The sequence below is a fragment of the Candidatus Poriferisodalis sp. genome (genome assembly GCF_965203655.1).
Taxonomy (GTDB): Bacteria; Actinomycetota; Acidimicrobiia; order Acidimicrobiales; family Poriferisodalaceae; genus Poriferisodalis.
The window spans coordinates 32118-57314 of record NZ_CBDBDD010000006.1; the positions used below are offsets into that span (position 1 = coordinate 32118).

Annotated in this window: 23 protein-coding genes; 10 read left to right on the forward strand and 13 right to left on the reverse strand. The window is 67.2% G+C overall.

Features of this window, described 5'->3' with window-relative positions; genetic code table 11:
- Positions 1-5 precede the first annotated feature (5 nt).
- The 3 genes from ACOGW9_RS06125 to ACOGW9_RS06135 all read right to left on the reverse strand — a co-directional run bounded on the left by ACOGW9_RS06125 (position 6) and on the right by ACOGW9_RS06135 (position 4683).
- Positions 6-2579: a CoA transferase gene (locus ACOGW9_RS06125; RefSeq protein WP_419909371.1), complete on the reverse strand. Its 2574-nt coding sequence runs from the start codon at positions 2577-2579 to the stop codon at positions 6-8.
- A 143-nt stretch (positions 2580-2722) separates the two neighbouring features.
- Complete coding sequence (locus ACOGW9_RS06130; protein WP_419909373.1) at positions 2723-3439, reverse strand: type 1 glutamine amidotransferase; 717 nt, start codon at positions 3437-3439, stop codon at positions 2723-2725.
- Positions 3440-3543: 104 nt separating this feature from the next.
- Positions 3544-4683, reverse strand: coding sequence for a serine hydrolase domain-containing protein (locus ACOGW9_RS06135; RefSeq protein ID WP_419909375.1), 1140 nt, complete (start codon positions 4681-4683; stop codon positions 3544-3546).
- A 59-nt stretch (positions 4684-4742) separates the two neighbouring features.
- On the opposite strand from ACOGW9_RS06135, the gene ACOGW9_RS06140 reads away from it, so the two are divergent.
- Positions 4743-5681 (forward strand): LLM class flavin-dependent oxidoreductase, encoded by a 939-nt coding sequence (locus tag ACOGW9_RS06140; protein WP_419909377.1) that lies wholly within the window; start codon positions 4743-4745, stop codon positions 5679-5681.
- Between the two features lie 41 nt (positions 5682-5722).
- Entirely contained in the window at positions 5723-7405 is a 1683-nt protein-coding gene (locus ACOGW9_RS06145; protein WP_419909379.1) for an AMP-binding protein, read from the forward strand.
- Here ACOGW9_RS06145 and ACOGW9_RS06150 read toward each other — a convergent pair.
- Genes ACOGW9_RS06150 through guaB form a run of 3 tightly spaced genes read right to left on the reverse strand, consistent with a single transcriptional unit; the run spans position 7402 to position 10926 of the window.
- On the reverse strand, positions 7402-9390 hold the full coding sequence (locus ACOGW9_RS06150) for a putative glycoside hydrolase (RefSeq protein ID WP_419909381.1): 1989 nt from the start codon (positions 9388-9390) through the stop codon (positions 7402-7404). The two genes, ACOGW9_RS06145 and ACOGW9_RS06150, sit on opposite strands and share 4 nt — an antisense overlap.
- Positions 9391-9442: 52 nt before the next feature.
- On the reverse strand, positions 9443-9811 hold the full coding sequence (gene queF, locus ACOGW9_RS06155; RefSeq protein ID WP_419909383.1) for a preQ(1) synthase: 369 nt from the start codon (positions 9809-9811) through the stop codon (positions 9443-9445).
- A 35-nt stretch (positions 9812-9846) separates the two neighbouring features.
- Positions 9847-10926, reverse strand: coding sequence for an IMP dehydrogenase (guaB, locus tag ACOGW9_RS06160; RefSeq protein ID WP_419909385.1), 1080 nt, complete (start codon positions 10924-10926; stop codon positions 9847-9849).
- Positions 10927-10954: 28 nt separating this feature from the next.
- Between guaB and ACOGW9_RS06165 the strand changes: the two genes are divergently transcribed.
- Together ACOGW9_RS06165 and ACOGW9_RS06170 are read left to right on the forward strand one after the other, a co-directional pair.
- Positions 10955-11884 carry a YceI family protein gene (locus tag ACOGW9_RS06165; protein WP_419909387.1) on the forward strand — a complete coding sequence of 310 codons (930 nt, stop codon included), beginning with the start codon at positions 10955-10957 and terminating at the stop codon, positions 11882-11884.
- Between the two features lie 186 nt (positions 11885-12070).
- Entirely contained in the window at positions 12071-12949 is an 879-nt protein-coding gene (locus ACOGW9_RS06170) for a haloalkane dehalogenase (RefSeq protein ID WP_419909389.1), read from the forward strand.
- 1 nt (position 12950) lies between these two features.
- Here ACOGW9_RS06170 and ACOGW9_RS06175 read toward each other — a convergent pair whose 3' ends face one another.
- Positions 12951-14183 (reverse strand): LLM class flavin-dependent oxidoreductase, encoded by a 1233-nt coding sequence (locus ACOGW9_RS06175; RefSeq protein ID WP_419909391.1) that lies wholly within the window; start codon positions 14181-14183, stop codon positions 12951-12953.
- Positions 14184-14326: 143 nt separating this feature from the next.
- Here ACOGW9_RS06175 and ACOGW9_RS06180 point away from each other — a divergent pair, with 143 nt between their 5' ends.
- The 3 genes from ACOGW9_RS06180 to ACOGW9_RS06190 all read left to right on the forward strand — a co-directional run bounded on the left by ACOGW9_RS06180 (position 14327) and on the right by ACOGW9_RS06190 (position 16948).
- Positions 14327-15235, forward strand: a complete 909-nt coding sequence (locus ACOGW9_RS06180; RefSeq protein WP_419909393.1) for an NAD(P)-dependent oxidoreductase — start codon at positions 14327-14329, stop codon at positions 15233-15235.
- Positions 15236-15239: 4 nt separating this feature from the next.
- On the forward strand, positions 15240-16157 hold the full coding sequence (locus tag ACOGW9_RS06185) for a HalD/BesD family halogenase (protein ID WP_419909395.1): 918 nt from the start codon (positions 15240-15242) through the stop codon (positions 16155-16157).
- Positions 16158-16225: 68 nt separating this feature from the next.
- Positions 16226-16948: a pyridoxamine 5'-phosphate oxidase family protein gene (locus ACOGW9_RS06190; protein WP_419909397.1), complete on the forward strand. Its 723-nt coding sequence runs from the start codon at positions 16226-16228 to the stop codon at positions 16946-16948.
- Between the two features lie 96 nt (positions 16949-17044).
- Here ACOGW9_RS06190 and ACOGW9_RS06195 read toward each other — a convergent pair whose 3' ends face one another.
- The 3 genes from ACOGW9_RS06195 to ACOGW9_RS06205 all read right to left on the reverse strand — a co-directional run bounded on the left by ACOGW9_RS06195 (position 17045) and on the right by ACOGW9_RS06205 (position 19634).
- Positions 17045-17482 carry a GFA family protein gene (locus ACOGW9_RS06195; protein ID WP_419909399.1) on the reverse strand — a complete coding sequence of 146 codons (438 nt, stop codon included), beginning with the start codon at positions 17480-17482 and terminating at the stop codon, positions 17045-17047.
- A 73-nt stretch (positions 17483-17555) separates the two neighbouring features.
- On the reverse strand, positions 17556-18563 hold the full coding sequence (locus ACOGW9_RS06200) for a hypothetical protein (protein WP_419909401.1): 1008 nt from the start codon (positions 18561-18563) through the stop codon (positions 17556-17558).
- A gap of 189 nt (positions 18564-18752) precedes the next feature.
- The gene (locus ACOGW9_RS06205) at positions 18753-19634 is read right to left on the reverse strand and encodes a hypothetical protein (RefSeq protein WP_419909403.1); all 882 of its coding nucleotides are present in this window, start codon (positions 19632-19634) and stop codon (positions 18753-18755) included.
- A gap of 100 nt (positions 19635-19734) precedes the next feature.
- Here ACOGW9_RS06205 and ACOGW9_RS06210 point away from each other — a divergent pair, with 100 nt between their 5' ends.
- Positions 19735-20271: a DUF488 family protein gene (locus ACOGW9_RS06210; protein ID WP_419909405.1), complete on the forward strand. Its 537-nt coding sequence runs from the start codon at positions 19735-19737 to the stop codon at positions 20269-20271.
- Positions 20272-20424: 153 nt separating this feature from the next.
- On the opposite strand, the gene ACOGW9_RS06215 is transcribed toward ACOGW9_RS06210, so the two are convergent.
- Both ACOGW9_RS06215 and ACOGW9_RS06220 read right to left on the reverse strand, forming a co-directional pair.
- On the reverse strand, positions 20425-21516 hold the full coding sequence (locus ACOGW9_RS06215) for a HigA family addiction module antitoxin (RefSeq protein ID WP_419909407.1): 1092 nt from the start codon (positions 21514-21516) through the stop codon (positions 20425-20427).
- Between the two features lie 25 nt (positions 21517-21541).
- Positions 21542-21874, reverse strand: a complete 333-nt coding sequence (locus ACOGW9_RS06220; protein WP_419909409.1) for a type II toxin-antitoxin system RelE/ParE family toxin — start codon at positions 21872-21874, stop codon at positions 21542-21544.
- Between the two features lie 166 nt (positions 21875-22040).
- Here ACOGW9_RS06220 and ACOGW9_RS06225 point away from each other — a divergent pair, with 166 nt between their 5' ends.
- Both ACOGW9_RS06225 and ACOGW9_RS06230 read left to right on the forward strand, forming a co-directional pair.
- Positions 22041-23084, forward strand: coding sequence for a hypothetical protein (locus ACOGW9_RS06225; RefSeq protein ID WP_419909411.1), 1044 nt, complete (start codon positions 22041-22043; stop codon positions 23082-23084).
- A 423-nt stretch (positions 23085-23507) separates the two neighbouring features.
- Positions 23508-24026, forward strand: a complete 519-nt coding sequence (locus ACOGW9_RS06230) for a hypothetical protein (protein WP_419909413.1) — start codon at positions 23508-23510, stop codon at positions 24024-24026.
- Between the two features lie 175 nt (positions 24027-24201).
- Here ACOGW9_RS06230 and ACOGW9_RS06235 read toward each other — a convergent pair whose 3' ends face one another.
- Positions 24202-25191 carry a hypothetical protein gene (locus tag ACOGW9_RS06235; protein ID WP_419909415.1) on the reverse strand — a complete coding sequence of 330 codons (990 nt, stop codon included), beginning with the start codon at positions 25189-25191 and terminating at the stop codon, positions 24202-24204.
- Positions 25192-25197 lie beyond the last annotated feature (6 nt).

Sequence of the window (25197 nt, forward strand, 5' to 3'; positions counted from 1 at the left end):
CAGCTTCAGCGGAACAGACCGTCGCCGATGCCCTCGGCGATCTCCTCTGGCGAGTAGCCGGCATCGGCCCAGACGTCGAAGTTGTGCTCGCCGAGGTATGCGGGGCTGAGATAGCGGGGCGTCCAGCGCTGGCCGTTCCACAGCCCTGCGAACGCGTCGACGGTCCGCTCGCCGAAGACCGCATGGTCGACCGGCTGCCAGAAGCCCCGGTCGGTGTGCTGGGGATCGTCGGTGAACAGCTGGTGTGAGTTCTGCACCGGCCCCGCCGGCACACCGGCACCCTGCAGGGCATCGGCTGCTTGGGCCGCAGTGCGACCGGCGGCCCACTCCCCCAGCACGGCGTCGATCATCGACCTGCGGTCCCGGCGGGCTGCTTCGGTGACGAGCGATGGATCGTCGAGCCGGGGATCGGCAAGCAAGCCGACCAGCCCGAGCCACTGCGCCGGCTCGGTCACCGTCACCGCCACGAAACCGTCGCCCGTCGCGTACACCTCGTTGGGCACATGGTCGGCTATGCAGTCGCGGTTGCCCTCGGGCCGCGGCGGCAACAACCCGGCCGACTGGCGGATGATCGCGGCGCCGATCGCGTACGTGCCCACTTCGAGCTGGGCCATGTCGATGCGCTGCCCCTCACCGGTGCGCTCGCGGGCGTACAGCGCTCCCACGGTCGAGACCGCCGCGGCGAAGCCGGCCAAGTGATCATTGAGCGAGAAGCCCGGGCCCACGTCGCCGCGGTCGGCGAAGTTGGTCAGGTGGGTGATGCCGCACACGGCATGCACGGTGGGCGCGTAGGAGATGACATGCCGCCACGGTCCGTCGTGGCCGCAGCCCGACATGGTCACGTAGACGAGCCGTGGGTTCCACTCGTGCACGGTTTCCCAGTCGAGGCCCCACGAGTCGAGCACGCCGGCGCTGAAGTTCTCGATGAGCACATCGCACGTCTCGATCAGCCGCCGCGCTGCCGCCAGGGCGTCGGGATGCTTCATGTCGAGCGTGGCGCTGCGCTTGGAGCGGTTCCACACGAAGTAGTACGGGAAGTCCGGCGAGTTGACGAGGGTGGATCGCTCCTCGCTCTGGATGCGGATCACATCGGCGCCGAGATCGCCCAACAGCTTGGTGGCCGACGGTCCGGCCAGCACCCAGGTGAAGTCGGCCACACGGATGCCGTCGAGCGGGCGCCGGTCATCTTCACCGGGACCCGATTCGCCGCCGCTCACGGCAGCAAGATCCGATGCGCCGGTACTTGACGCGGCAGTGCCCGGTTCGTCGGCGCCGTGAACACGGGCATCGCCGTTGCGAGCCTCGCCCGCAGGCGCCGCCCACGACGCCAATATCTCCTCGAGCGATGTGTCTTCAGCGGCTGGGGGGCCGGGCGGCACGGAACCGGATCGACCCGAATCACTCCATCGGACCAAGCGCGCCGGCAGCGTCACCGAGCCAGCGGCGCTGCCCGCGCCTGTGTCAGTCGATGGAGTCGAGACCAGCGAGCCGTTCGCAGCGATGCGGCCGGGCGGCAGGATGTCCGCGAAGAACCCGCGGTGTGCGAACTGCGGGTTCGCGCAGACCTCGGCGATGTCGAGCACCCCGCCGAACGCCACGTGCCGTTCCTGCGCTTCCCACCAGACCTCGCGCGCATCCTGCGGGGCGATCCAGCGCCGGACGGCATCCATGACTTCGTCCACGCTGAGCAGCAGCTCGCCGGGGTCGAGGCCGATCCACTTGTCGACATCGTCGGATCCCGTCTCGACCATCCACTCCAGCAGTAGGTCAGGGGTCGGCGTCGGCGTGATCATGACGTATCCGCCGTCGCCGCCTGCACACTCCGCCAAGTCGTAGGCGCGCAGCCAGTGCAGGGCGCCCTGGCGGGGGGCCACCTTGGGCAGCGGCAGCAGGTCGTCGAAGAAGTACTGCATGAACAGGTTCTCGATCGAACCCGTAACGGCCTCGTGAACGGACAGGTCGACGTGCGCGCCCCGACCTGTCGAGCGCGCCGACAATGCGGCCGCAATGCCTGAGGTCGCCGCCACGAAACCCGCGTAGTTGTACGCCTGGCGGCCCCACACGTTGAGCGGGCGGTCGGCGAGGCCCGTCAGCGCCATCATCCCGCCCATCGCAGCGGCCACCAAGTCCGAGCCCAGCCACTGCGCCCGCCGGCCCGTGCGCCCGAATGGCGTGATCGACACCTGCACCAGCGCCGGGTTGTCGGCGCTGATGTCGGGATAGTCGATGCCCGCCTCGGCCAGCCGGCCGGGGCGCTCGGTCTCCACGACGATGTCGGCCGCAACAGCCAACCGGCGGTAGGCGTCTTGACCCTCAGCGGTGCCCAGGTCAACACGGCAGCGGCGCTTGCCGCCGTCGTACCACCAGTCGGCGACGCCGCCCAGCGCAGCCGCAGCCGGATCGGCCAGCGGCATGCCCGCCGCTCCGGTGCCAACCCGCACCACGTCGGCACCTAGCTCGGTCAGCAGCTTCGTCGAGAACCGGCCGGCGTCCCCGGTCAGGTCCACGACACGCAGTCCCGACAGCGCTCCATGGACGGTCGACGAGTCGCGACCATGAGGGTTGACCGGCTGGATCATGACGGCCCGAAGCTAGCCCCGGCGCGCACTTCAGCCCATGGTGACGCGGGTTCCTGCCCAGAGGCTGAGCCGCATGGCGAGGCCGTGGCCCGAGCGGCCCGTGAGCGCAGCGAACAAGAGCGGGAAGTGAAGGCGAAGGTGGGTTAGTCGAACGCTGCCGCCATGAAATTGCGGTAGAGCTGCTCGGCGTCGGCGGCGAAGCCCTCCATGGCGCGGTCGGCGTCGGCGCCAAGGGCGTCGAGCGAGCCAGGGCCGAGCGTCGACTCCAAGGCGTCGCGGTAGGCGTCGATAGCGCCCCAGTTGCGCACCGTGTCGTCCTCCACCTCGACGTGGTACTGCATCGACCACGCCCGGGGTCCGACCCGCATCGCCTGGACCCGGCACTCCGGCGAGCTGGCCAGCACGACGGCGTCATCGGGCGGCTGCGCCACCTGCACCGAGTGCCACTGCAGGGCGTGCTGGCGGTCGCTCATCTGGCGGAAGATCGGGTCACTGCGGCCCTCCGGCGTGAGATCGACGGCCAGCACGCCGATCTCGGGCGGGCGCTGGGGCCCGCAGGTTCCTCCGAGCGCATCGGCCAGCAGCTGGTGCCCCAGGCACAGCCCGAGGAACGGCCGCTGCAGCTCGCGCACCCAGCGCCGAATCGCGCGCTTCTCGGGCACCAGCCAGGGGCAGTCCTCCACGTCCCACACGTCCATGGGGCCGCCCATCACCCACATGGCGTCGTAGTCCTCGAGCGGCGGGATGGGCTCGCCGTCGTCGAGCTCCACCGCAGTCCACTCCACGCCGTCGGCACGCAGAAAGTCACGCAGCCGGCCGGGATGCTCGCAGTCGATGTGCTGAAGGACGAGGAGCCGCATCGCCCCCGTTGCTACCACGTCCCCGTTGCGCGCCAAGGCAGCGAACGAGTCACCGGCGGCCAGTTGCGATGCGCTGTGAACCGCCGAGGTCCCGGCTCAGCCTCTCAGCCGGGGGTGGTGCAGAGCCCGGCGAGACTGCCGATCGCCGTGTCACGCCGGGGCTGGCGAACCTCGTGCTCGTCGTAGCCGTTGGTGGTGTAGCCGAGCGACAGGCCGGTGGCCGGGTCGCCCCAGGCGAGCTGCCCGCCGGCGCCGTTGTGGCCGAACGCCATCGGCGACACGGTGCGGCCCAGCCCGCGCATGTTCGACAACCCGTCGTCGCCCGCCAGGAACAGCCCGATCGAGCGGTTGGCGGGCATGCCCATCGGGTCGGGCATCGTGTTGCGGACCTCGCCGGTGCCGGTGGCCAGCATCTCGAGATCCCACAGGTCGTCGGGGTTGTGCAGCAGGCCTTGGTAGAAGAGCGCCAGGTCGACCGCGGTGCCGAATCCCCCGCCGCCCGGCACGCCCACCTCGCGCACCGACGTCTCGTTGAAGCGCAGGATCGCCTCGTTGGTGACCTCGGTCATGGGCAGTTCCCGCACGCCGAACGTCGCCTCGAGCTCGTCGGGCGTGGCCGGCTCTCCCACCAGGATCAGCTCCGCGATGCCGTCCTGGTTGTCGGGCGCCAGGCCCAGCAGCCGGGGCAGACCCAGCGGACCGGTGACACGGTCGTGTACCTCGTCGCGGAAGTCGTTGCCGGTGACGGCGTTGATGATCTCCGCCAGCACCCAGTGCGCCGAGGTGGGGTGATACTCGTAGCGGGTGCCGGGCTCCCAGTTGAGCCGCCAGTTCGCCATGGCGACCAACCGCGACTCCGACGTATCCCACTCCGGCGGCTTCAGCGGGGCGTGCGGGAAGCCCGACGTGTGCAGCATCACCTGCTCGACCGTGATCTGGTCCTTGCCGTTCTCGCCGAATGCCGGCACGTAGCTGGCTGCTGTGGCGTCGAGCTCCACCACCCCCTCGCTGATGAGCTGCCACATAGTGGAGGCCACGAACGGCTTGGTGGCCGAGAAGATGCAATAGCGGGTCTCGTCGGTGGCGTCGCCGTAGGTGGCCTGCGCGACGATCTCGCCCTCGAAGCCGACTGCAACCTGGCAACTCGGCAGGAGCCCCGATTCGACCTCGCGCTTGCAGCGGTCGAGCAGCGTGTCGATGCGGGATTGCTGGACAGTGGATGCGGCGTCAATTGTTGTGCTCACGGCCTTGGCCTAGCACCCGCGGCTACCGTCTCGCTCCACATGAGCACGAGGGGGACGCAATGAGCGACAGCACGACGGCCAACGGCAAGATCGAGTTCGGGCTGGCAATCCGCCGCAGCGACGACATCGCCGGGCAGGCCCGCGAGATCGAAGCGCTCGGCTACGACTACGCCACCACCGGCGAGCACGTCTTCTTCCACGTGCCCACCTCGAACGGCTTCATCTCGCTGGCGGTGGCAGCTGGCGCCACCACGACGCTGAAGCTGATGACGTCCATCACGCTGATCCCGCTCTACCCGGCTGCGCTGTGCGCCAAACTGAGCGCAGCGCTCGATGTGGCCTCGGGCGGCCGCTTCCACCTCGGCGTCGGCGTGGGCGGCGAGATGCCCTCGGAGTTCGAGGCGTGCGGCGTGCCCGTGCGAGAGCGCGGCGCTCGCACCAACGAGGCGCTCGAGATCATGCAGCGGCTGTGGACCGAGGACAACGTGACCTTCGAGGGCCGCTTCAACACCCTGAACGACGTCACGCTGGCACCCAAGCCGGCGTCTCCCCCGCCGGTGTGGGTCTCGGGGCGGCAGGACGCCGCCTGGCGGCGCGCAGCCCGCTATGGCGACGGCTGGCTGCCGTACATGTACACACCCGAGCGGCTCGCGCAGTCAATCGAGGCAATCGCCGGCTACCGCGAAGACGAAGGCAATCCGACACCGGTGGAGCCCGGCCTGTTCGTGTTCTTCTGCTGTCACGAAGACAACGACACGGCCATCGAGTACGCCGCCCAGCGGCTGTCCAAGCAGTACGCGCAGGACTTCTCCCAGCTCGTTCACAAGTTCGCCATTGCGGGCGATCCTGACCGCTGCGAAGCGCGGCTGCGGGAGTACATCGACGCCGGCGCTCGCACGATCGTGCTCAGCTCTGCCGCACCGACCGGCTACGTCGAACAGAGCGAACGCTTCATGGCTGATGAGGTGCTGCCGCGCATTCGCGAGGCGCAAGACTGAAGACCTCCGGCTAGTCCGGCAGCCGGCCCAGGAAGGAACCCATGTCCGCCAAGCGCTTCTTCGAGACGACGCTCGAAGCCGGGCGCATCGACGAACTGGGCGCCTCGGGGGCATGGCCGAACCGGCTGCTGGACGAGCACGTCGACAAGTGGTCCGTAGAGCGATCCGGCGAACCGGTCATCACCGATCGATTCGGCACCATGACCTGGGCAGAGTTCGGCACCGAGGTGGACGCGGCCAGCAAGGGCTTGCTCGAGATCGGCGTCCGTCCCGGCGCGGTGGTCCAACTGCAGCTGCCCAACTGGCGCCACTTCGCCGTGGCTGCCATCGCCTGCGACCGCATCGGGGCCGTGGTCAATCCCGTCGCCCCGATCTTCCGCCACAACGAAGTCACCGTGATGAGCGAACTCGCCCGGCCGACGGTGGTCGTAACCGCCGACAGCTTCCGGGGCTTCGGCTTGGCCGCAATGCATGCCGAGCTGCGCGAGCGCTGCGACTGGGTGAACGAGTTGGTGGTGGTGCCGGGCCCGTCGGCCTCCCCAGATGACGAATCGTGGCTGCCCGAGGGCGCCATGACCTGGGAGGAGCTGGTCTCCGAGGGCGTGTTCTCGTCCTACGACCGCGCCGCGGTGGACCTGTGCCGCCCGGGTCCCAACGACGTCTGCGAGGTGATGTTCACCTCCGGCACCACGGGCATGCCCAAGGGCGTCATGCACACTCACAACATCCTCGCCGTAGCCGTCGATGTGTACCTGGCCACGGTGTGCGAGGGTCTGAGCCCGCACCCGGGCGCGGGCGCGCCGCAGGCGTACGTCACCCACATGGCCTCCACGCTCGGCCACCAGACCGGCTACCTGTACGGCATGCGGCTCCCGCTCTATGTCGGCGGCCACGTCGTCATGCAGGACGTGTGGGACCCCGTGGAGTTCGTGGGCCTCATCGAGAAGCACCGGATCCAGATGTCGATGGGCGCCACGCCGTTCCTCGCCGATGTGCTGGGGGTCGAGCGGCTCGACGGCTACGACCTCTCCTCGTGGGAGCGCTTCCTGTGTGCGGGAGCGGCGATCCCGCGCGGCGTGCTGGAGCAGGCGGTCGAGCTGCTGCCGGGGTGCACGGTGTTGCCCGGCTGGGGCATGACCGAATGCGGCCTGCTGACAGTCGGGCGGCCGAGCGATCCCTTCGAGCTGCGACTGAGCGACGGTCGCGCTGTAGAGGGAAACGAGGTGCGGGTGGTGGACCCCGCCGGGCAGCCCGTGCTCGACGCCGAAGGCGACCTGCAGTGCCGCGGCACTGCGCTGTTCGCCGGCTACGCAGCCGGCCGGGCCTTCACCGCGGAGCATTGGATCGACGGCTGGTTCGACACCGGCGATCGGGCGATCATGAACGCCGACGGCTACATCAGCATCGCCGGACGTTCGAAGGATCTCGTCATCCGGGGCGGTGAGAACGTTCCGGTCAAAGAGATCGAGGACGTGCTGATGCGCCATCGGGCCGTCGGCGTGGCGGCGATCGTGGCCAAGCCGCACCCCCGTCTCGGAGAGATCGGTTGCGCATTCGTTCAGCCTGTCGGCGAGCCGCCCGCGCTTGCCGAGCTCACCGAGTTTCTCGACGCCCAGAACGTGACCCGCCAGTTCTGGCCCGAGGACCTTGTCATCGTGGACGAATTTCCGATGACCCCCAGCGGCAAGATCCAGAAGTACCGGCTGCGCGAACGCCTCAGCTAGCGGTACGAGACGGGGATGCCCTCGTTGGTGTAGGTGACTTGGGGATCCCACAGCAGCCAGTCGCTGATGCCGAGGTCGGCTGCGGCGTCGATCTGGGCACGCACCTCGGCGGGGCCGTAGTTCACTCGCATCGAGAAGTCCTGCAGCCACGGCACCACCGCCGTGTTGGTGCCCGCAAGGACGCGCTGAAACTGGGCCAGCGACGCCCTGGTGATGTCGTAGGGCTGCGCCTCTGGGTGCACCACGCCGTACTCGCCGCGCCCCCAGTGCGACGGATACACCATGGGCGCCACATAGTCGACGTGTTCGGACATAGCGCCGATGTCCTGCGCCACCCACTCGCCGCGGTCGGCCGCGATGCCGAACACTGAGACACCGTGAAACACCTGCGCCTCGCGCAGCATGGAACCTGCCTCGGCAAGGAACTCCACGATGACCTGTGAGGGGTCGCCGCCGTCCCAACCGGGAATCCGTATGCCGCTCAGGTCGCCTTCGGGCCGGCGCATGTAGTCCCACAAGATGTCGTCGATGCCGGCTTCTGCCGCCTCGGCCGCGATGTCCAGGTTGTACTGCCGCACAATCGAGTGGTTGAAGTTGGTGAACCCGCCGTAACTCGACAGCGGCCTGCCGTCGGGCGTCTGCAGCACCCAGTCGCGGCTGCCGTTGGCCGCCGCATAGCGGGCCAGCGTCGGATCCCTGAACGCCACGATGCGACCGATGACCCGCACGCCGAGACCGTGCAGTTCGTCGACGGCTTCCCGCAAGTCGTAGAGCTCTCGCGACGCGCCGGCCAGCTGGGCGAGCCGGACATCGGTCCGGTGGCCGATACGGCCGTCCTCGTCCTTGAGGTCGAGCTGCACGGTGTTGATGCGACCTTGCTCGATGAGCTCCACCACCGACTCGCGCAACCCGTCGTGGTCCCATGCTGCGGCTGTGACGTGAACTCCCGTGGTGTGCGGGTAGCCGATGGGCACGATGACGTTGAACTCAGTCTTGTTGCCAGCGGTGTCTTCGGCGATCACCGGGACTGGGCCGCCGGGCGGGCTCGGCAGGGTGAGGCTGAACGAGCCCGATGCCGTATCGACCTGCTGATCCCCGATCCGCAGCGAAACACCAGGCTCAACCGACCCGGCCACGACCACCGGTTCGCCCAGTTCCACCGGGTCGAAGACTCTCGGCAATTCCACTTCGGGAGGCGTGCCATCGACGGTGAACGCCACCGCCGCCTGCGCTGTGCCGAAGAAGCGCCGGTCGACATCGAGCGTCACGACGTGGGTGCCCTCGGTCAATCCGGGCACCGGCCACACGATCGAATTGTCGTAACGCTGCACGCCGCTGACCGGCAAGCCGTCGAGCAGCAGCTGCGCCGAAGCGAGGTCGCCGCCGTCCACGGTGAACTCGAGCACGGTCCCCTGGACCTGGTCAGGGCGCAGGATCGCGCTCTCGCTGATCCCGCTGACGGTGATCTCGGTGACACGCACCGCACCGAGGGCCACGATGCCGACCCCGATCGTTGCGGCTACCAGCAGGATCACGAGCAGCAGTCGGCCGCCGCGCCGGCGCTGACGGCGCGGTCCTGCCGTACTGAGAACGGCTCGATCGGCAACGCGTCGAGCGCGGCGGCTCAGGCCGGTCGCATAGAGGGGTGCTTCGGGCTTCGGCGGTCGCCACGGGAAGCCCCAGCCCTCGGCCGGATCGGCGGCCTGCGTCGCTGCGTCGTCGGCGTGCTGCTGAGCGAGGTCGTTGCCGACCAGCGACGGCCCCACCTCGTGACCGTGCTGGGTGAGCGACCACCGAGCACCCCGCAAGCCCGGCACCGAGCCGACCGGCGCCACGATGCCCGATTGATGCAGGGTGGCCAGCGAGGTCTGCACTGCCTCGCCGTCCAAGGCCGTGGCCGCGCTGATCTCGCCGATCTCGGCCGAGCCGCCGCGGGAAAGCAGCTCGCGCAGAATGCGCCTGTCGGCCGGCGCCAGCAACGGCATCGACGCGAGTGTATTGAGGCCGCTCTGCGAGCTTCAGTCAGCGACGGGCTGCTCAGCCGAGCGAGGCTTCGGCGGGATGTCGGGCCGTCACCGTCGTGGTGATCCCGCCCCGCACCAGCCAGCGAGTCTCGACCGTTGCCTGCTTCGGGGCGACGGCCGCTACCAGGTCATCGAGGATCCGGTTGGTGACGGCCTCGTGGTGGACCGGCTCGTCCCGGTAGCTCCACAGGTAGAGCTTGAGCGATTTCAGCTCGACGATGCGGCGGTCGGGAATGTAGGCGATCTCCACGGTGGCGTAGTCGGGCTGGCCGGTCACCGGGCAGACGCAGGTCAGCTCAGGCGTCGTGCAGCGCACCTCGTAGTCGCGGTCGGGGTACGGGTCGTCGAGCGCGATCAGCTCTCGTGACGGTTCGCTTCCCATGTCGGATCTCCTCGAGGGGCGGGCAGGGGTGCCCGTCAGTACGACAGGGTGGCGTGCGGCGTGTTCTCCGCCAACCCGAGCGGCGTCACGGCCACGAAGGACGCCCGCTCGGTGAATTCCGCCAAGGTCCGGGCGTTGGTGTAGCTCATGGCACTGCGCAGACCGGCCATCAGCTCGCCGATCAGCTTGCCCGCCTCGCCCCGGTAGGGCACGGTGCCTTCGACGCCCTCGGGTGCCCGCTGCTCGAAGTACTCGTCGTCGATCTCTTCGCCGTGGCGCTCGGCCCGGGCCTCGATGGCCTCGAAGCTCGCCATGCCCCGGATCCGCTTGCGCAGCCCGTGGGGACCCTGCTCGACCTCGCCGGGACTCTCCTTGGTGCCCGCCAGCATGCTGCCGATCATCACGGTCTCGGCGCCGACTGCGAGTGCCTTGGCAATGTCGCCGGAGTTCTTGATGCCCCCGTCAGCGATGACGGGGACATCGAGCCCCGCTTCTGCCAAGGCGATCACCACGTCGTCGGTGGCGCTGAGCTGCGGAACGCCGACACCGGCCACCAGCCGGGTCGTGCAGACGCCGCCGGGTCCGACGCCGACTTTGATCGCATCCGCTCCGGCCTCAGCCATGTCGATCGCCCCGTCTGGCGTGGCGACGTTGCCCGCGATGACGTCGACATCGTCGAAGTGGTCCTTCAACCGGCGCACACCGTCGATGGCGTGATCAGCGTGGCCGTGCGCGATGTCCAAGACGAGGACATCAGCCCCTGCGGCGACGAGCGCCTTGGCCCGGTCTCCCATGTCGTGGTCGGTGCCGACCGCACCGCCGGCGACAAGGGCGCCGCCGTCGACGTCCTTGACGGCGGCAATCTGGGCTGCCTGGGCCCCGATGGGCATGAATCGGTGGACGATGCCGGCACCGCCGAGACGTCCCATGGCGATCGCCATCTCGTGCTCGCAGACCGTGTCCATGTTGGCCGCGATGACCGGCAGATCCAGCTCGATATTGCGTGACAGGCGGGTGCGGACCGAAACGTGGCTGCGGCTGCGTATCGAAGATCGTTGAGGCACGATCAGCACGTCGTCGAAGGTCAGCCCGGTTCGCAGGTCGCGCAGTTTCATGAGCGGCCCCAAGCTACCGTGACCCGCCATGAGCACCCGTCGCCGGACTGTCCTGACGGTGGTGGTGCTGCTGGTCATCGTCGCCGCGGCGGCAGCTATCGGCGTCTGGCGTGTGCTGGGCGACGCCCCCGACGAGGTCAGCCTTGCAGAGGCGGAGGAGCTTGCCGAGCAGCTGCAAGAGGACGCCGGGTCGGAACCAGCCGCGCCGGCTGCCGGCAGCGATGCCGCCGAGGACGAGAGCGCTGCGCCCGAAGAGGGTGACAGCGGGGGCGCCGGCGCTGCAGACGACGGCGCTGCGGGATCGGGTGCGGGCGACGGAGACGCGCGTGCCGAGTCGGCGGCGGGCGGCAGCGACCCCGATGAAGCCGCGGCGCCTGACGCGACCGTGGCCTCGACCGCTGAGCTGGACGGCACCTGGACCGTCGACGCCGAGACCGGGGAGTTCACGCTGGAGGACGCCACCGGTTCCTTCGCAGGCTTCCGCGTCGATGAGGAGCTGGCGCGCATCGGCGCCTTCACTGCGGTGGGCCGCACCGGCGATGTCAGCGGTACCTTGGAGATCGCTGACGAGCACGTGACGTCGGTGGAGATCGAGGTCGACCTCACCACGCTCCGGACCGACGACAGCCGCCGTGACGGGGCCGTGCAACGCGCCTTGGGCACCTCTCAGCACCCGGCGGCCACGTTCTCGCTCACCACCGAACTGGACATCGGGGGTGCCGTGGAGAGCGGCGAACCCGTCAGCCTCGCGGCACCGGGCGACCTGACGGTGAAGGGCATCACCCAGCCGGTGACCATCAACATCGAGGCCCGGCTGGTGGGCAGCGTCATCGCCGTGGTCGGCTCGGTCGAGATCACCTTCGCCGACTTTGACGTGACGGTGCCGCAGGTCCCGATCGTGCTGTCCGCCGAGGACCACGGGATCATGGAGTTCTTGTTGCTGTTCCGGCGCTCTTGAGCGCCGGAACCATCAGACACAGAAGACGCTCTTGAGCGTCTGAAGCATCAGACTCAGCGGCGCCGTTAGGCGTCTGGAGCATCAGACACGGTCGGAGGACGGGCTGAGTCTCGGTGCATCGCCCTGACGGGGCGGGCATGATGAGGCGCCGATCCGGCTGAACCCCTACAGCACACAGGAGCACCAATGGCACCTATCTCTGCAGATCCGCTGCCCAAATCCTTTGCCACCGTCAACGGCAAGCGCATGGCGTACCACGAGTCGGGCTCCGGCGACCCGGTGGTATTCCTGCACGGCAACCCGACCTCGTCGTACCTGTGGCGCAACATCGTGCCCCATGTCTCGCCGCACGCACGCTGCATCGTGCCGGACCTGATCGGCCAGGGCGACTCGGACAAGCTCGACGACACCGGGCCCGACTCGTACCGCTTCGTGGAGCACCGCGAGTACCTCGACGGGCTGCTCGACCAACTCGACTTGGGCGACAACATCACGTTCGTGATCCACGACTGGGGATCGGCGCTCGGTTTCGACTGGGCCAACCGGCACCGCGATCGCGTCGGCGGCCTCTGCTACATGGAGGCCATCGTGCGGCCGATGAACTGGGCGGAGTGGCCCGAAGCGGCAGCCGGCATCTTCCAGGGCTTCCGCTCGCCCGCAGGCGAGGAGATGGTCATCACCAAGAATCTGTTCGTCGAGGCCGTGCTGCCCGGCTCGATCCAGCGCAAGCTGTCCGATGAGGAGATGAACGAGTACCGGCGCCCGTTCGTTGAGCCCGAGCACCGGCGCCCCACGCTCACGTGGCCTCGCCAGATCCCGATCGAGGGTGAGCCTGCCGACGTGACCCAGATCGTGACCGACTACGGCGAGTGGCTGTCGGGCTCAGACGTGCCGAAGCTGCTGGTCAACGCCGAGCCGGGCGCGATTCTCAACGGCCCGCAGCTGGAGTACTGCCGCACCTGGCCGAACCAGACCGAGGTGACCGTCGCAGGCAATCACTTCTGCCAGGAAGACAGCCCTGACGAGATCGGCCAAGCCATCGCCGACTGGTTGGCGAACCGCTGAGCTAGCTCAGCCCGACTGCTTGGCGGGCTCTGGCCTCGCGCTGCTTGCGCTCGATCTCTTCGCGCTTCTCCACCGGCGTCTGGTTGGTGATCACCTGGTACAGGTCGGTGTCGATGTCGTCGAGGACGATGTCGCCGGCCAGCACTGATGACTTCCAGTCCTGGTGCTCGGCATCGCGCTCGTGGAATTCACCCATGACCTCGGCGGCGAACAGCTCGAGGCTGGAGCAGATGTCCTCGTGGGTGTTCTTGCCGGCCTGATTCAGCAGGATGAGCTGATCGACGTGGGCGTCCTCGTACATCTCCAGCTTGCGGCGGATGGTGTCGGGTGAGCCGACGAGGCCGACGTTGTTGCTGGCCTTCTGGCCCTTCGGCGACTTCTTCCATTCCTGGTACTCGTCCCACAGGTTGACCGAGCCCGGCTCGACGGGGCCGTGGGAGTTGTAGAAGACGAGCGAGAACTGGAAGAACGTCCAGCCCTCGGCCTTGGCTTGGGCTTCCTCGTCGGTCTCGGCGCACATGAACGGGCTCACGACTGCCACACCGGGGTTGGTCTGGTAGTCGCAGAGCAGGTCGAGGTGGTTGAGGTAGTTGTTGTAGTAGGCGTTCACCCAGGCCCGGGCGGCGTCGGCCGATACGAACGAGAAGCCCAGCGCACCCATGCCCCGCTGTGCCGCCATGATGATCGTGTCGAGCTGGCTGCATGCCACCCACAGCGGCGGGTGCGGCTTCTGGTACGGCTTGGGCACCACGTTGCGGGCGGGGAACTTGAAGATCTCGCCGTCGTAGCTGTGGTTGACCTCCTGGAACATCGGCATGAGGCAGCGCACGGCGTCTTCCCAGACGACGCGCTTGTCGCGGAAGCGGCGGTCGAAGGGGTGCAGCTCGGTGACCGACGAGCCCTCGCCGATTCCCAGCTCGACTCGGCCGCCGCTGACGATGTCGAGCGTGGAGACCCGCTCGGCCACGCGGGCGGGGTGGTTGGTGGGCAGCTGCACGATGCCGTGGCCCAGCCGGATGTTCTTCGTGCGCTGGCTGGCTGCCGCCAGGAACACCTCGGGTGCCGAGCTGTGGCTGTACTCCTCGAGGAAGTGGTGCTCGACCTCCCACGCGTAGTCGTAGCCGAGCTTGTCGGCCAGCTCGATCTGGTCGAGCGCCTGCTGGAACAGCACGAACTCGGAGTCGTCGTTCCACGGCCTCGGCAACTGCAGCTCGTAGAAGATCCCGAACTTCATGGACCGCCTCCCGGGGTCTCGGACCGTCGGCCATCCTAGGTGGGGGGTGTCTGCTCGTTCCCGGGGCGCCTCGACAGGGCTGCTCGGGAAGGGAACAAACACTAGTGTTTGGAACAAGACGCGGCGGTGAGGACGTAGCGACGATGGAGACCGTCGGATTCATCGGACTGGGCACGATGGGCGGGCCGATGTGCGCTCGCTTGTCCGGTGCCGGCCACGCGGTCAAGGCCTTCGATCTGCGGCCTGATGCGCTCGATGCTGCGGTGGGTGCTGGTGCCACGGCCACGGGATCGGCCGCAGACGCAGCCGCTGGCGTGGATGTGCTGTTGACGTCTCTTCCTGCGCCTTCCCATGTCGAGGCAGTGATGTGCGACGCCGGTGCGCTCGCAGCGCTGCCGCCAGGATCGACGTGGGTCGACCTCACCACCAGCCGTCCCGAGCTGATCCGGCGTCTGGCGGGCGAGGCACCCGAGGGCGTCGAGGTGGTGGACTCGCCGGTCACGGGCGCCGTGGACGGTGCCCGCAACGGCACGCTGACGTTGTTCGCCGGCGGCGAGCCCGCAGCGGTCGAGCGTGTGCGCCCGGTGCTGGAACGGCTCGGACGAGTGATCGGCTGCGGCGAGCTGGGCACCGGCTGCGTTGCGAAGCTGGTCACCAACCAGCTGTGGTTCGTCGGCGCCGCTGCACTGGCAGAAGGCCTCGCTGTCGGGGTGCGCAACGGCGTCGAGCTCGGCGATCTCTGGGAGGCCATCAAGGCCAGCGTGGGCGACAGCTTCGTGGCCCGTCATGACGCGCCCAGCATCTTCGCCGGGCACTACGACCCATCGTTCTCACTGGAATTGTGCGTGAAAGATCTGGCGCTGGTGGCCGAGCTGGAGACCAACGTCGGGGCTGACCTACCCATGACCGCAGCGGCGCGGGGCGCCTTCGAGCGCGCAGCCGAGCGTTACGGGATGGACGGACCCGAGTTGAGCGTGGCCCGCCGCATCGAGGACGATGCGGACCTGTCGCTGCGACTCGACGGCGACTGGGTCCCGCACTGGGAGGCGTAGCGAGATGAGCACGGCCAGCGAAAGCCCGGCCCGTCCTGACGACCTGATCACCGTGGACGACCTGGTTGACACCCAGCGCTATCCGCTGGTCGGGCGAGACCTGCCCTCTGTCGATGCGCGCCACGCTGCCTACTGGCACGCAGTCGAGACGGCTCGCGTGGGTCTGCGCTCGGACGGCTGTGCGCTGCTGAAGCAATTCGTCACCCCGGCTGCCGTGCGCCTGCTCAACGACGAGATCACTGCTGCGAAGCCGAGTACGCACTTCTCGTCGCAGGTCATCAACCCGTACTTCCACACCGAGGTCAACCCCGAGTTCAGCGACGACCATGCGGTGAACACCTTCACCGAGCGTTCGAGCGGGTTCATCCCTGGCGACGCCTGGCCGGCGGTCTGCGCCATGGACACACTGTTTCGAGCTCCCGCGGTGTGCCGCCTGCTCGCCGATTGCCTCGAGATCGACGAACTGCATTGCTACGACGATCCGCTGGCGGGATTGACGGCGAACATCTTGGATCCGGGTCAGCAATTCCCCTGGCACTTCGACACCAACGACTTCGCCGTGACCGTGCTGGTGCAGCCTGCCGAGGAGGGAGGCCTGTTCGAGTACGCGCCTGCGGTGCGGTCTGCCGACGACGAGGGCTTCGAGGCGGTCGGGAACCTGCTTCGGGGCGGCCGCGAGGGCGTGCACACCCTCGATTTGCAGCCAGGCGACTTGCAGATCTTCCGCGGGCGCTACTCGCTGCACCGCGTGACCCGGGTGGCGCCGGCGTCGCAGCCCCGTCACGCCGCCATATTCGCCTACACCCAGCAACCGGGCGTGATCGGACGCGTCGTGCGCACGCGGCAGCTCTTCGGACGGGTCCTGCCTGAGCATGAGGAAGCCGAGCGTCGCCGCGTACGCGAGGACGACCTGCTCGACTGACAGGACGCTGCGCATCTGCGTCAGAAAATCACCGTGACGGCGGTATGGGCGCCGCGTACGGTGCTGGCGTGAGCGATTCAGACCAGTCAGACAAGAACGGCATCGAAGCTCCTTCGCCGCGCACCAAGTTGCGGCGGATGGCCGAGCGGGGCCGCTACGGCGACGACGACGTGCGGGAGATCCTGGACGCCGGACTCATCGCCCATGTCGGCGTGGACACGCCCGACGGGCCGCTGGTGCTGCCGATGGCCTACGGCCGCGACGACGAGAACCTCTACCTGCACGGTGCGCTGGCGAACCACCTGCTGAATTCCGGCGAGGGAGCGGAGATCTGCGTGACCGTCACGCACCTCGACGGTCTGGTGATGGCCCGCACGCCGTTCCACAACTCCATGAACTTCCGCTGCGTGGTGGTGCGCGGCGTCGCCCGCAGGATCACCGACGCCGCTGCCAAAGAACGGGCCCTCAAGCTGGTGACCGACCACATCGTGGCCAACTGGGACGCCTCCCGGCCGCCAAGTGCCGAGGATCTGCGGGCAACGCTGGTACTGGAGCTGCCGCTGGCCGAAGCGTCGGCCAAGGTCCGCTCCGGCGACCCCGTCGACGACGCCGAGGACATGGCCGGCAACTGGTGGGCGGGCGTAGTGCCGCTGACGACACGCTTCGAGCTGCCCACCCCCGCTGCCGACCTCACCGAGGGCATCCCCATGCCCACGGCCGTCGCGAACCTCGCCCACCGCACGCCCGACACCAGGCATGACAACGCATCAAGGACTGCTGGCGATCCTTGAAGAGCCCATGCTGGTTTCGGGCCGGAGGGATTGAGCGCGGGGCCAGACGAGATCGAAGACGCCATCTACGGCACGTGACGGTCGCCCGCCACCCGCTTACTCGCGATTGACGGTGGGGACGGCCGGATCGAGCGCGTGGTAGTCGGCGGCGTCGTCCACGAAGATCGCCAGCTCGGTGTACAGACCCGAGGGCAGGTCGAGCGTGCCGGCGCAGATAGCGATGCTGTTCATCTGCTCTGCCGAGCCCTCGATCACCTTCCAGAAGAGCGATGCACCGCACTCCCGGCAGAACCCGTATCCCACGTTGGGATCATCGGCTGGGTGGTGCCACGCCAAGGTGGCGTCGGACACGAACCGCAGGTCGGAGCGATCGCATCCCGACGCCGCCATGAAGTGGCCCGTCCAGCGCCGGCATCGCCAGCAGTGGCAGTTCCACACCTGCCGGATCGGTCCGTGCACCTCGTAGCTCACCGCGCCGCACAGGCAGTGACCCGAGGCCACTGGCCCCGGTGCAGTCCCGGCCGATTCACTCATCGCGGCACCTCCGAGATCCCGCCGTGCAGGCGGCGAGGCCCGATTCTCCCACGGCGTGCGCCGCGCCCCGGCGTCAGTTGCAGCGGCCGTCGTCGCTGACGCCCCGATGGCTGTAGCACAGCGGCGTGACCGAGACGCTGCGCAGGGTGTACGGCCCCGCGTCGGCAGCGATGTCTCCGTCAGCCGCAGCAGCCGACCAGTCACCGGCGGCGTCCGCGGCGATGGCCAGCCGGAAGCCGCGCACTGAATCGTCCGGCTGCCCGACGACGTCGATCGTCACCTCCGCCACGCCTTCGAACACGCTGGGCGGCGCGACGGTCCGGACGCGCGACTGCGGGTCGGCGGTGGATGCGAACTGGGCGACGACGAGGCCTGCGAGCTCGGTCAGCGTGTCGGTCTCGAGCACCTCTCCCGCAGCGTCGACGACCTGTTGAGTGACGTCTCGCGCCGCCTGCGGTGCCAGCGGCGCCAGGAAGTTGCTGCTCGCCCAGCCGACCACCGGACCGGCTTGGATCTCGTGCCAGGTGGACGTCGCCAGATCGCGTGTACGACCGGTCGCGATCAGCCCCGCTATGTCGAGCGTTGCGACGTGGCCCACGGCGTCGGGCTCCTGCACCAGCAGCGACGGGCCTTCCGCCGCAGAGTTGCCGATGCGTATCAACAGAGTCGCGACGACGGTCCCGTTGGGCACCTCGCGCAAGTTGAGCCAATCGTCATGGTTGACGCCGATGACGCCGAGCCGGGTGCCCTCCGCTGGGCCGAACGCTGCCGGCGTACCCGGCAGCGAGTCGTCTGGCACGGTCGAAGCGGTCGGCCAGGCGGGTTCGGCAGCGGTCACCGCCGGGGCTGCCGTCACCAGCGGCACGGTTGCTGGAGTGGTGGAGTCCGCGCCAGTGGCTTCGGTCGCTGTGGGCACTTCCGCATCGCGGCCGTCGTCGGCATCAGTCTGAACCGGGGTCTCCGCCGGAGCCGTTGATGCCGCCGGTGTCTCGTCGTCTACTGCACCCAACGCGACGAACAGCGACAGCGCCGACAGCACAAGCGCCGAGAACGCCACAACGGCAACAAATCGGTTCGTCATGCGCGCAGCGGCCCCTGTCAGTCCAAATGCCAGCAACCTCGGGTATACCGCGCCGCAACCCCCAACAGTCGGCAACCTCAACCAAGCCGAGCAAGTCCTGACGACGGATCAGGTCGTCCGCGAGACCTGGAAGTCTTGCCGTCGCCGTCTTCCTACACGTACTCCCCTGACCAACGCCCGCTACGCGCGCTATCCGTCCTCGACCTCGATGAGGATGCGGCAGTGGTCGCTCGGGCCCCATTCCTCCGGCGAGTTCAGCGCTCGAACCTTGACTTGCTCATGAAATCCTCGCGATGCGAAGACGTAGTCGAGTTGATTCGCGGCGTCTTCCGGCTTCCGACCAGCCACGCAGAAGGTCGGCACGTTCTGGGTGTCGGCCGGAAGCCCCTGAGGCGTCGGGTCGGCTCGACGGCCGCCTTCTGGTGCTTGCGGGCCAAGAAACTCCAACCCGAGCGCTTCCATCCGGTCGAAGACCGTTCGGTCACGCGCTGCGAGCACCAGGCGGTTGTCATCAGTAGCTCCGTAAAACGTGTTGAGGTCTCCAGCAGCGAGAATCCGATGGGTGGCGGGATCGGTGTCACCAATGAAGGCCGACAGATCCGAGATGATCCGATGCGCCGAGCCGTCCGAGTAACCCGTACCCCACTTGCTGCGCGTCGACGGGTGCGGCGAAAGCCAGCGGGCGTACATGGACACCACCACAAACGGCTCGGCGCGAGCAGACGAGACTCGTGCCGCCGCGATCGTTCCGATACCACTGACGGCAATCTCGTCGTCGTCTACCCAGCCGATCGGACTGACCTGCCGAAACCACTCGACGTCGACACGATCGGACAGCTTCACGATCTTCGCCCACCGGTCGAAGAGTCGTGGGAAGCGACCCTGCCACCAGTCCGAGTTCCAACGATGTGAATCCCAGCTCTCGGGAGGCCCGGTGTCGACCCTGTCGGCAACATCGGCCGGAAAATTGCCCGCTTCCTGCAGCAGCGCCACGTCGACATCCATCTCAACCAGCTCGCGCCACGGGGCGTGCCGCTTCGCCACGTTCCAACTCACAACCTGTATCGCCATGCCCGGCGACCGTACCCCCAGGCTGTGACAGGCTTCGGTGAACCGACGGTTGGGCCAGACTCGTGGCGGCCGCGACCAACTGCTGCTGAAGGCTCGCCCTGTGAACAAGCCCGCCAAGCTCTGGACGATCGGCCACTCCAATAACTCGGCGGAGCGCTTCGGGGCCCTGCTCCAGCAGCACGGCATCGAGACAGTCGCCGACGTCCGCTCGCAGCCATACAGCCGCTTCTCACCGCACTTCCGTCAGTCGCGCCTGCGAGAACTGCTGTCGGGAATCGGTATCGGCTACCTGTTCCTGGGAAATGAGCTGGGCGGTCGTCCCAAGGAGCCGGAGCTCTACGACGACGCCGGCAAAGTGCTGTACGACCGGGTCGCGCGCACCGAACGCTTCGCAGACGGATTGCGTCATTTGATGGCCGCCGCCGCGACGCAGCAAGTCGCTGCCATGTGCAGCGAAGAGAACCCGGAGTTCTGCCATCGCCGTCTGCTCATCGCCCGAGCACTGCTCAAGAATGAAACCCCACCGTCGGTGGCCCACATTCGAGGCGACGGTCGCCTTGTTTCGGAAGCTGGCATGCAGGCCCCCAACACCGTCGCAGGACCGCAGTTGGCGCTATTCGATGAGGATCCCCACTGAGAGACTCGCCATCCGGTGGACACCTCGGTGATGTCCGCTTATGCCAGGGGTCCAACGATCACTCTCTTGCCGCCCGGCCGATGTTCGTCAACGCCGACGTGCGGTCCGAACCTGCTCAGGAACGGTGAATTGGCGCGGCGTGTGACCACTGTCTCAAGACGTTGGCCAGTCGAAAGTCCACTGCAGGTCTTTGCCTTCGGAGTGCTTCCACCATTCCATGTGCTGCAGCCGCCCGACGACGATGCCGGGGGCCACCCCAATCAAGTGGGCAAACTGCGTGACGTCGGCCGCGGAGTCCAGCCGCCCGAGCTCAGGTTCGTGTTCGCGTGGAATGAGTGCGCGGGAAGCGAACGCATCGGCTTCCTGCTCGACCGGGCCAGCGCTGTCATCGTCATCGATGAACGTCTCCTTCTTGGAGTGCAGCAGTAGATGACCGATCTCATGGAAGAGCGTGAACCAAGCGATGTCGTGCCGCTTGTGGCGGGTACTGAGTAGGACCAAGGCCTTGTTCGGGCCGAGCCACCTCGTCGCGCCATTCAGCCGAGTTCCTCGGATCTCAGGCTCAACCACAAACGCAACGCCGACATCCCGGAACCACTCCTGTGCCGTGGGCACCCACACCGACGGGTCGGCCTCGTTCGTCAAGGAGCGAAGCTCGGGCAGCAGGGCCCGTAGTGCCGATTTGTCGAACTCCTCGCACTCCACCTTCGATCCCTCGATCTCACCGATGCGCAGCCACGCTGCCACCGCGCCCGGGTTCTTGGTGAAGGCCTTCGACGCTCGGTAGGCGGCTGCCGGCCGCTCCCAAAGGTCGTGCCACGCTGCCACGCTCGCAACCCCGAAGAACGCACAGACCTCCCTCACGCGCTCCGCATCCAGATTCCCTTTGCCAATCCGACCTCGCTTCACGAGCTCCGAGACCGGGAGTTCGTTGAGCCAGTCGATGTCTTGCGCCAGTCGCTCCCGCTCAGCGCAGCGAGTGAGATGCGCGCGGTAGTTCAGCTCCAAGTTGTTCCAGAACTCTGCGGGCACTTGGGTGACCTGCTCCAGACCCAACGCCGTTTCGGTGGTGATCGGTGCCGAGCCCTTCGTGATCTGATTGACGTGCTTCGCCGACAGGCCCAGGCGAGCAGCGAGTTCGGCCTGGGTCATCCCATGCTCATCCAGCCATTCGACCAGCGTCTCGCCCGGCGCATATACGAGGTCGGGTTCGTAGACGTAGCGGGTCTCCGTACGGGTGCCCATGTTGCGGTGCTCCTGAGTGTCATGGTCAGTGGTAGTCGTCGATGTCGGTCACAGTCACGCTGTCCACAGCGGACCAGTCGAGGCCGCCGTCTGAGGTGCGCGGCGGGGGCTCTTCGGTGGGCCGGAAGATCAGGCGGTATGGCTGCACTAGGTCGCATGCCAGGGCACCTTGCAGGTCGCCGGTCAACTCGTGCCAGCGCCCCGGCAGGTTGCGAAGGTCGCCCAAGTGGCGGGCGGCACTCATCTGCTGCAGTCGCATTGCGATCTTCTTGGCCATCTGGTCGCCGTACGCCTTGCGCGCCTCGGCGTCGGAATTGATCCGTCGCTGCAGTTTGCGCGTCGCGAACTGGACTTCCACGTAACGCTCCTGAGGGCTGAAGCGGACGTGTCCGCAGCGAGGCCGAGTGCTTGACGGCCAGTCCAGAGCCTAGAGGTGCATCATGCTGCACTAGATTGATACACCTATTAGGTATATTCGATTACACTGAAGCCAGTGTACCCCCATCACCAAGAAAGATAGCATCATGAACGCACTGACGACGCTTGAGACCATCCGCAGAGGCGTCGCCGCCGACTCGTCATCGCTGAAGGAGGCGCGCGAGCGGCTCGCTGCAGTATGTGCAGCGGCCGAGGTCCACCGAGACGCGCTGCGCACCTACAGATCAGGATCGCTCGCGTCCAAGTTCACCAACCGGCCGGTGGCTGACGCAGACGGCGGTCTCGTCATCGATCGCCGCAAGCATCCGAGCCTCGGGCCAGACGGTGCCGGGGAACTGCCCCGCCGGCTGGTGAACGATGTGCACCGGCTCATCCGACCGCAGCTGGTCCGGCAGTACCCCCGGGTACGCGTCGAGACCATGAAGCGCGGCCTTCTGGTGCGCTTCAACAATCCACTCCCTTCTGGTGAGGATCCCACGGTGGACTTGGTCGTCGCACTCAATCGCGTCGACGCACCCGGATTGTGGATTCCCAACCTCGATCGAAATCGCTGGGATCCGAGCCACCCCGAGCGCCATGTCGAACTCTTCACTGCGGGCTGGCCCACACTGAGGCAGACGCGTCAGCACGTGGTGCGTGTGGCCAAGGCTCAGGCGAAGCAGTTCGCTGATCCCGCGGTGTGCTCGTTCAACATCGCCGCACTCGCCTGGGAGTGCATCGAGTTAGCCGAGCCGCTTGACCGTGCACTGTTGCGCTTTTACGAATACGCCGCCTCCTCGTTGGCGCGACACCTGACGAAGGACCCAGCAGGCGTGAGCGCGCCGATCAAGGTGTCTGATCGCAACCTTGCGGTGACACGCTTTCGCAAGGTGGCGGACGCCATCTCCTTGGCCATCGATGCCGGCGATGACAGCGAGAAGGTCCACGACGCTCTGGCTGCATTTGGCGTCTTCTGGAAGCTCATCCAGCCACCGCTTGGCCCAGAAGCCGCTGCCGTGCATGAAGCGATCTCTGGCGGCGGTTCCCTGTCCATCACCACGAGCGGAACGCTGGTCGCAGGCACTGTGTCCCGTTCGACACCCGTCAAGTCGACCCGGTCCTACGGCGGCCATGGTGTACACACGGCGTAGTTCGGGACCCTGGTACGGCCGCTTCGCGGACCGCCTGCGATTCGAAGGCGACGCTCGGCGGCACGTGATTGGGCTGCAAGTGCCCCGCCGCGCGAGACATGGTGGAGTGCGATACCGCTGGTGCGTCACCCCACCGGGATGCGAACGTCGGCGCGTGCGTATCGAGTTTCCGATTACCTCGCCGCGAATCCCACGCGTCCACGTGGACGGACCTGCTGATTCTCCACATCGCTACGACGACGGATCGCTGTGCATGTGGTATCCGCGGGATCCATTACAACGCCGCTGGGTGTTCGACGATGGACTGCTGGCACTCTTGGGCCAAGTTTCCGCGCACCTAGTCAAGGAGCACCTATGGCGCACCACCGGTCGCTGGCCAGGTGACGAAGTGTCTCATGCTGAAGGCGTCAAGGTTGGGTAACGGTGGGTTCTGCACTGTGCGCAGCTGGCACCGGTATCGGCCGGTGGGAAGCCATCCTCATCGCAGCTGTCGTCTCCGCCTGCGTCGCTCTGCTCGGGATATGGCAAGGTGCCCGAACCGCACGCCAAGACAGGCAGCGTCGCCTCTTCGGCGAGGCCTTGGCCGCCGTCATGGAGTACCGCGAGTACCCATACATCGTGCGTCGCCGAGCGAGCGACGCGGAACGCAGTGACATCTCCAGAGCCCTTTCCGGCGTTCAAGGATCACTGAATCGATATATCGCCATCCTCACCATCGAATCACGACGCGTCGGTCAGGCATACGCACTGCTCGTCGAGCAAACCCGATCAGTCGCAGGACCTCCAATCGCAGAGGGATGGGACCAGCGGCCCCGTGCCGAGTGGGCCGATATGCGTGTCAATGACGTCGATCTCTCCGAGCTCGAGCCTGTGACAAACGCCTTCGTCCGAGCAGCCAGACAGCACCTGCGGGTGTTCCCGTCACTCAAGGGCAACCGATGAACTGATTGCGCCGCGGCGATGAAGGGCAGCGCACCGATGGGCCATCGTTCGCTCCGTAGCCTGCGTATTCACAATTGTCGGTGTGGAGTTGACGACTCATGCACGGACGGGCGACCCACAACTTCAACCTGTCATTTGCTAGCGGAGCCCGCACGATTTCAAGACAGATGCGGCATCAGTTCGCGCTGGGTTGCAGCACGCGGATTGGCTGCGTTCCGAGAAGGTGACCGAGGTCGATGCCAGGGTCGTTCACAAACTCGGGCGGCTCGCACACCGGATCAGTCAGAAAATAGAGATTCCACGCGGCTTGGCGGACTGCCGCTTCAAGCTGCGGATGCGGATGCTGCTTCTCGGTGAGCATCCCCGCCCAGAACGGCATGTAGCACAGGTTCCAACCAGCAGTGAAGGCGGCGGGATCCCAAGGGTTGCCCCAGATGTGACGCACCCCGAATCCGGAGCCCCGCTCGATCGGGCGTCCCGTGTACTTCACCCACGCGTGCTGCGCGTAGGAATTGTCACCGAGCGTGACTGTGCGATCTCGCCACATAGCCGAGTCGCCCCGGTCGCGTCCCGGATAATGCTCGCGGCTGGTCCTGGCTCGCTGCGGGTACCACGGCGTCTTGCTCCGTACCGCATCGGGGTGAGCGAAGAACGAGTACTGAAACGCCGCTCGCACAATGGTGGTGCCACCTTCCTGCAGCAGTTGTTCCAGAGCATCGATCGGAGCCGGCAGCGGTCCCTGCCACGAGTCGATCCAGACCTGTGATGACGCCGGCCGAGTCGACGGCACTCTCGCCTCCGCGTGTCCCCTCTGCTGCCAACGCTGTGGCGCAGACGAAGACGCGACCGCTCGCGGCGGAGGCCGGTGTGACGGTGCCCGAGGTCGCGGGGCAGAGGCCCAGTCGCAGAACACCTTCAGATTGGATGCGTAGCTCAGGCGCGAACCCGCTGCCAAGACGCCTCTGCTGTTTCTGTGAGCTCGATGGTCAAGAAGCGAGTCGACGAGCGCCTGGTCGAACACTGTCGGATCGTGATGGCGCACCAGTGAGAACTCGATCCAGTCCTTGACGATGCTCCGATACTGATGCTGCGCGCTCGACCCAACTCGCCGCTCGCGCTGCAAGTACTCGACGAACTGCTTGAGCCGCTGCGCCCAATCCGTCATGTTGTG

What these genes read in the sequence shown, in the direction of transcription:
- ACOGW9_RS06225 (WP_419909411.1), top strand. Translation starts at nt 22,041, where the DNA reads ATGAACGCACTGACGACGCTTGAGACCATCCGCAGAGGCGTCGCCGCC.
- ACOGW9_RS06145 (WP_419909379.1), top strand. Translation starts at nt 5,723, where the DNA reads ATGTCCGCCAAGCGCTTCTTCGAGACGACGCTCGAAGCCGGGCGCATC.
- ACOGW9_RS06150 (WP_419909381.1), bottom strand. Translation starts at nt 9,390, where the DNA reads ATGCCGTTGCTGGCGCCGGCCGACAGGCGCATTCTGCGCGAGCTGCTT.
- ACOGW9_RS06125 (WP_419909371.1), bottom strand. Translation starts at nt 2,579, where the DNA reads ATGATCCAGCCGGTCAACCCTCATGGTCGCGACTCGTCGACCGTCCAT.
- ACOGW9_RS06175 (WP_419909391.1), bottom strand. Translation starts at nt 14,183, where the DNA reads ATGAAGTTCGGGATCTTCTACGAGCTGCAGTTGCCGAGGCCGTGGAAC.
- ACOGW9_RS06235 (WP_419909415.1), bottom strand. Translation starts at nt 25,191, where the DNA reads ATGACGGATTGGGCGCAGCGGCTCAAGCAGTTCGTCGAGTACTTGCAG.
- ACOGW9_RS06185 (WP_419909395.1), top strand. Translation starts at nt 15,240, where the DNA reads ATGAGCACGGCCAGCGAAAGCCCGGCCCGTCCTGACGACCTGATCACC.
- ACOGW9_RS06180 (WP_419909393.1), top strand. Translation starts at nt 14,327, where the DNA reads ATGGAGACCGTCGGATTCATCGGACTGGGCACGATGGGCGGGCCGATG.
- ACOGW9_RS06140 (WP_419909377.1), top strand. Translation starts at nt 4,743, where the DNA reads ATGAGCGACAGCACGACGGCCAACGGCAAGATCGAGTTCGGGCTGGCA.
- ACOGW9_RS06195 (WP_419909399.1), bottom strand. Translation starts at nt 17,482, where the DNA reads ATGAGTGAATCGGCCGGGACTGCACCGGGGCCAGTGGCCTCGGGTCAC.
- ACOGW9_RS06165 (WP_419909387.1), top strand. Translation starts at nt 10,955, where the DNA reads ATGAGCACCCGTCGCCGGACTGTCCTGACGGTGGTGGTGCTGCTGGTC.
- ACOGW9_RS06215 (WP_419909407.1), bottom strand. Translation starts at nt 21,516, where the DNA reads ATGGGCACCCGTACGGAGACCCGCTACGTCTACGAACCCGACCTCGTA.
- guaB (WP_419909385.1), bottom strand. Translation starts at nt 10,926, where the DNA reads ATGAAACTGCGCGACCTGCGAACCGGGCTGACCTTCGACGACGTGCTG.
- ACOGW9_RS06130 (WP_419909373.1), bottom strand. Translation starts at nt 3,439, where the DNA reads ATGCGGCTCCTCGTCCTTCAGCACATCGACTGCGAGCATCCCGGCCGG.
- ACOGW9_RS06200 (WP_419909401.1), bottom strand. Translation starts at nt 18,563, where the DNA reads ATGACGAACCGATTTGTTGCCGTTGTGGCGTTCTCGGCGCTTGTGCTG.
- ACOGW9_RS06205 (WP_419909403.1), bottom strand. Translation starts at nt 19,634, where the DNA reads ATGGCGATACAGGTTGTGAGTTGGAACGTGGCGAAGCGGCACGCCCCG.
- queF (WP_419909383.1), bottom strand. Translation starts at nt 9,811, where the DNA reads ATGGGAAGCGAACCGTCACGAGAGCTGATCGCGCTCGACGACCCGTAC.
- ACOGW9_RS06170 (WP_419909389.1), top strand. Translation starts at nt 12,071, where the DNA reads ATGGCACCTATCTCTGCAGATCCGCTGCCCAAATCCTTTGCCACCGTC.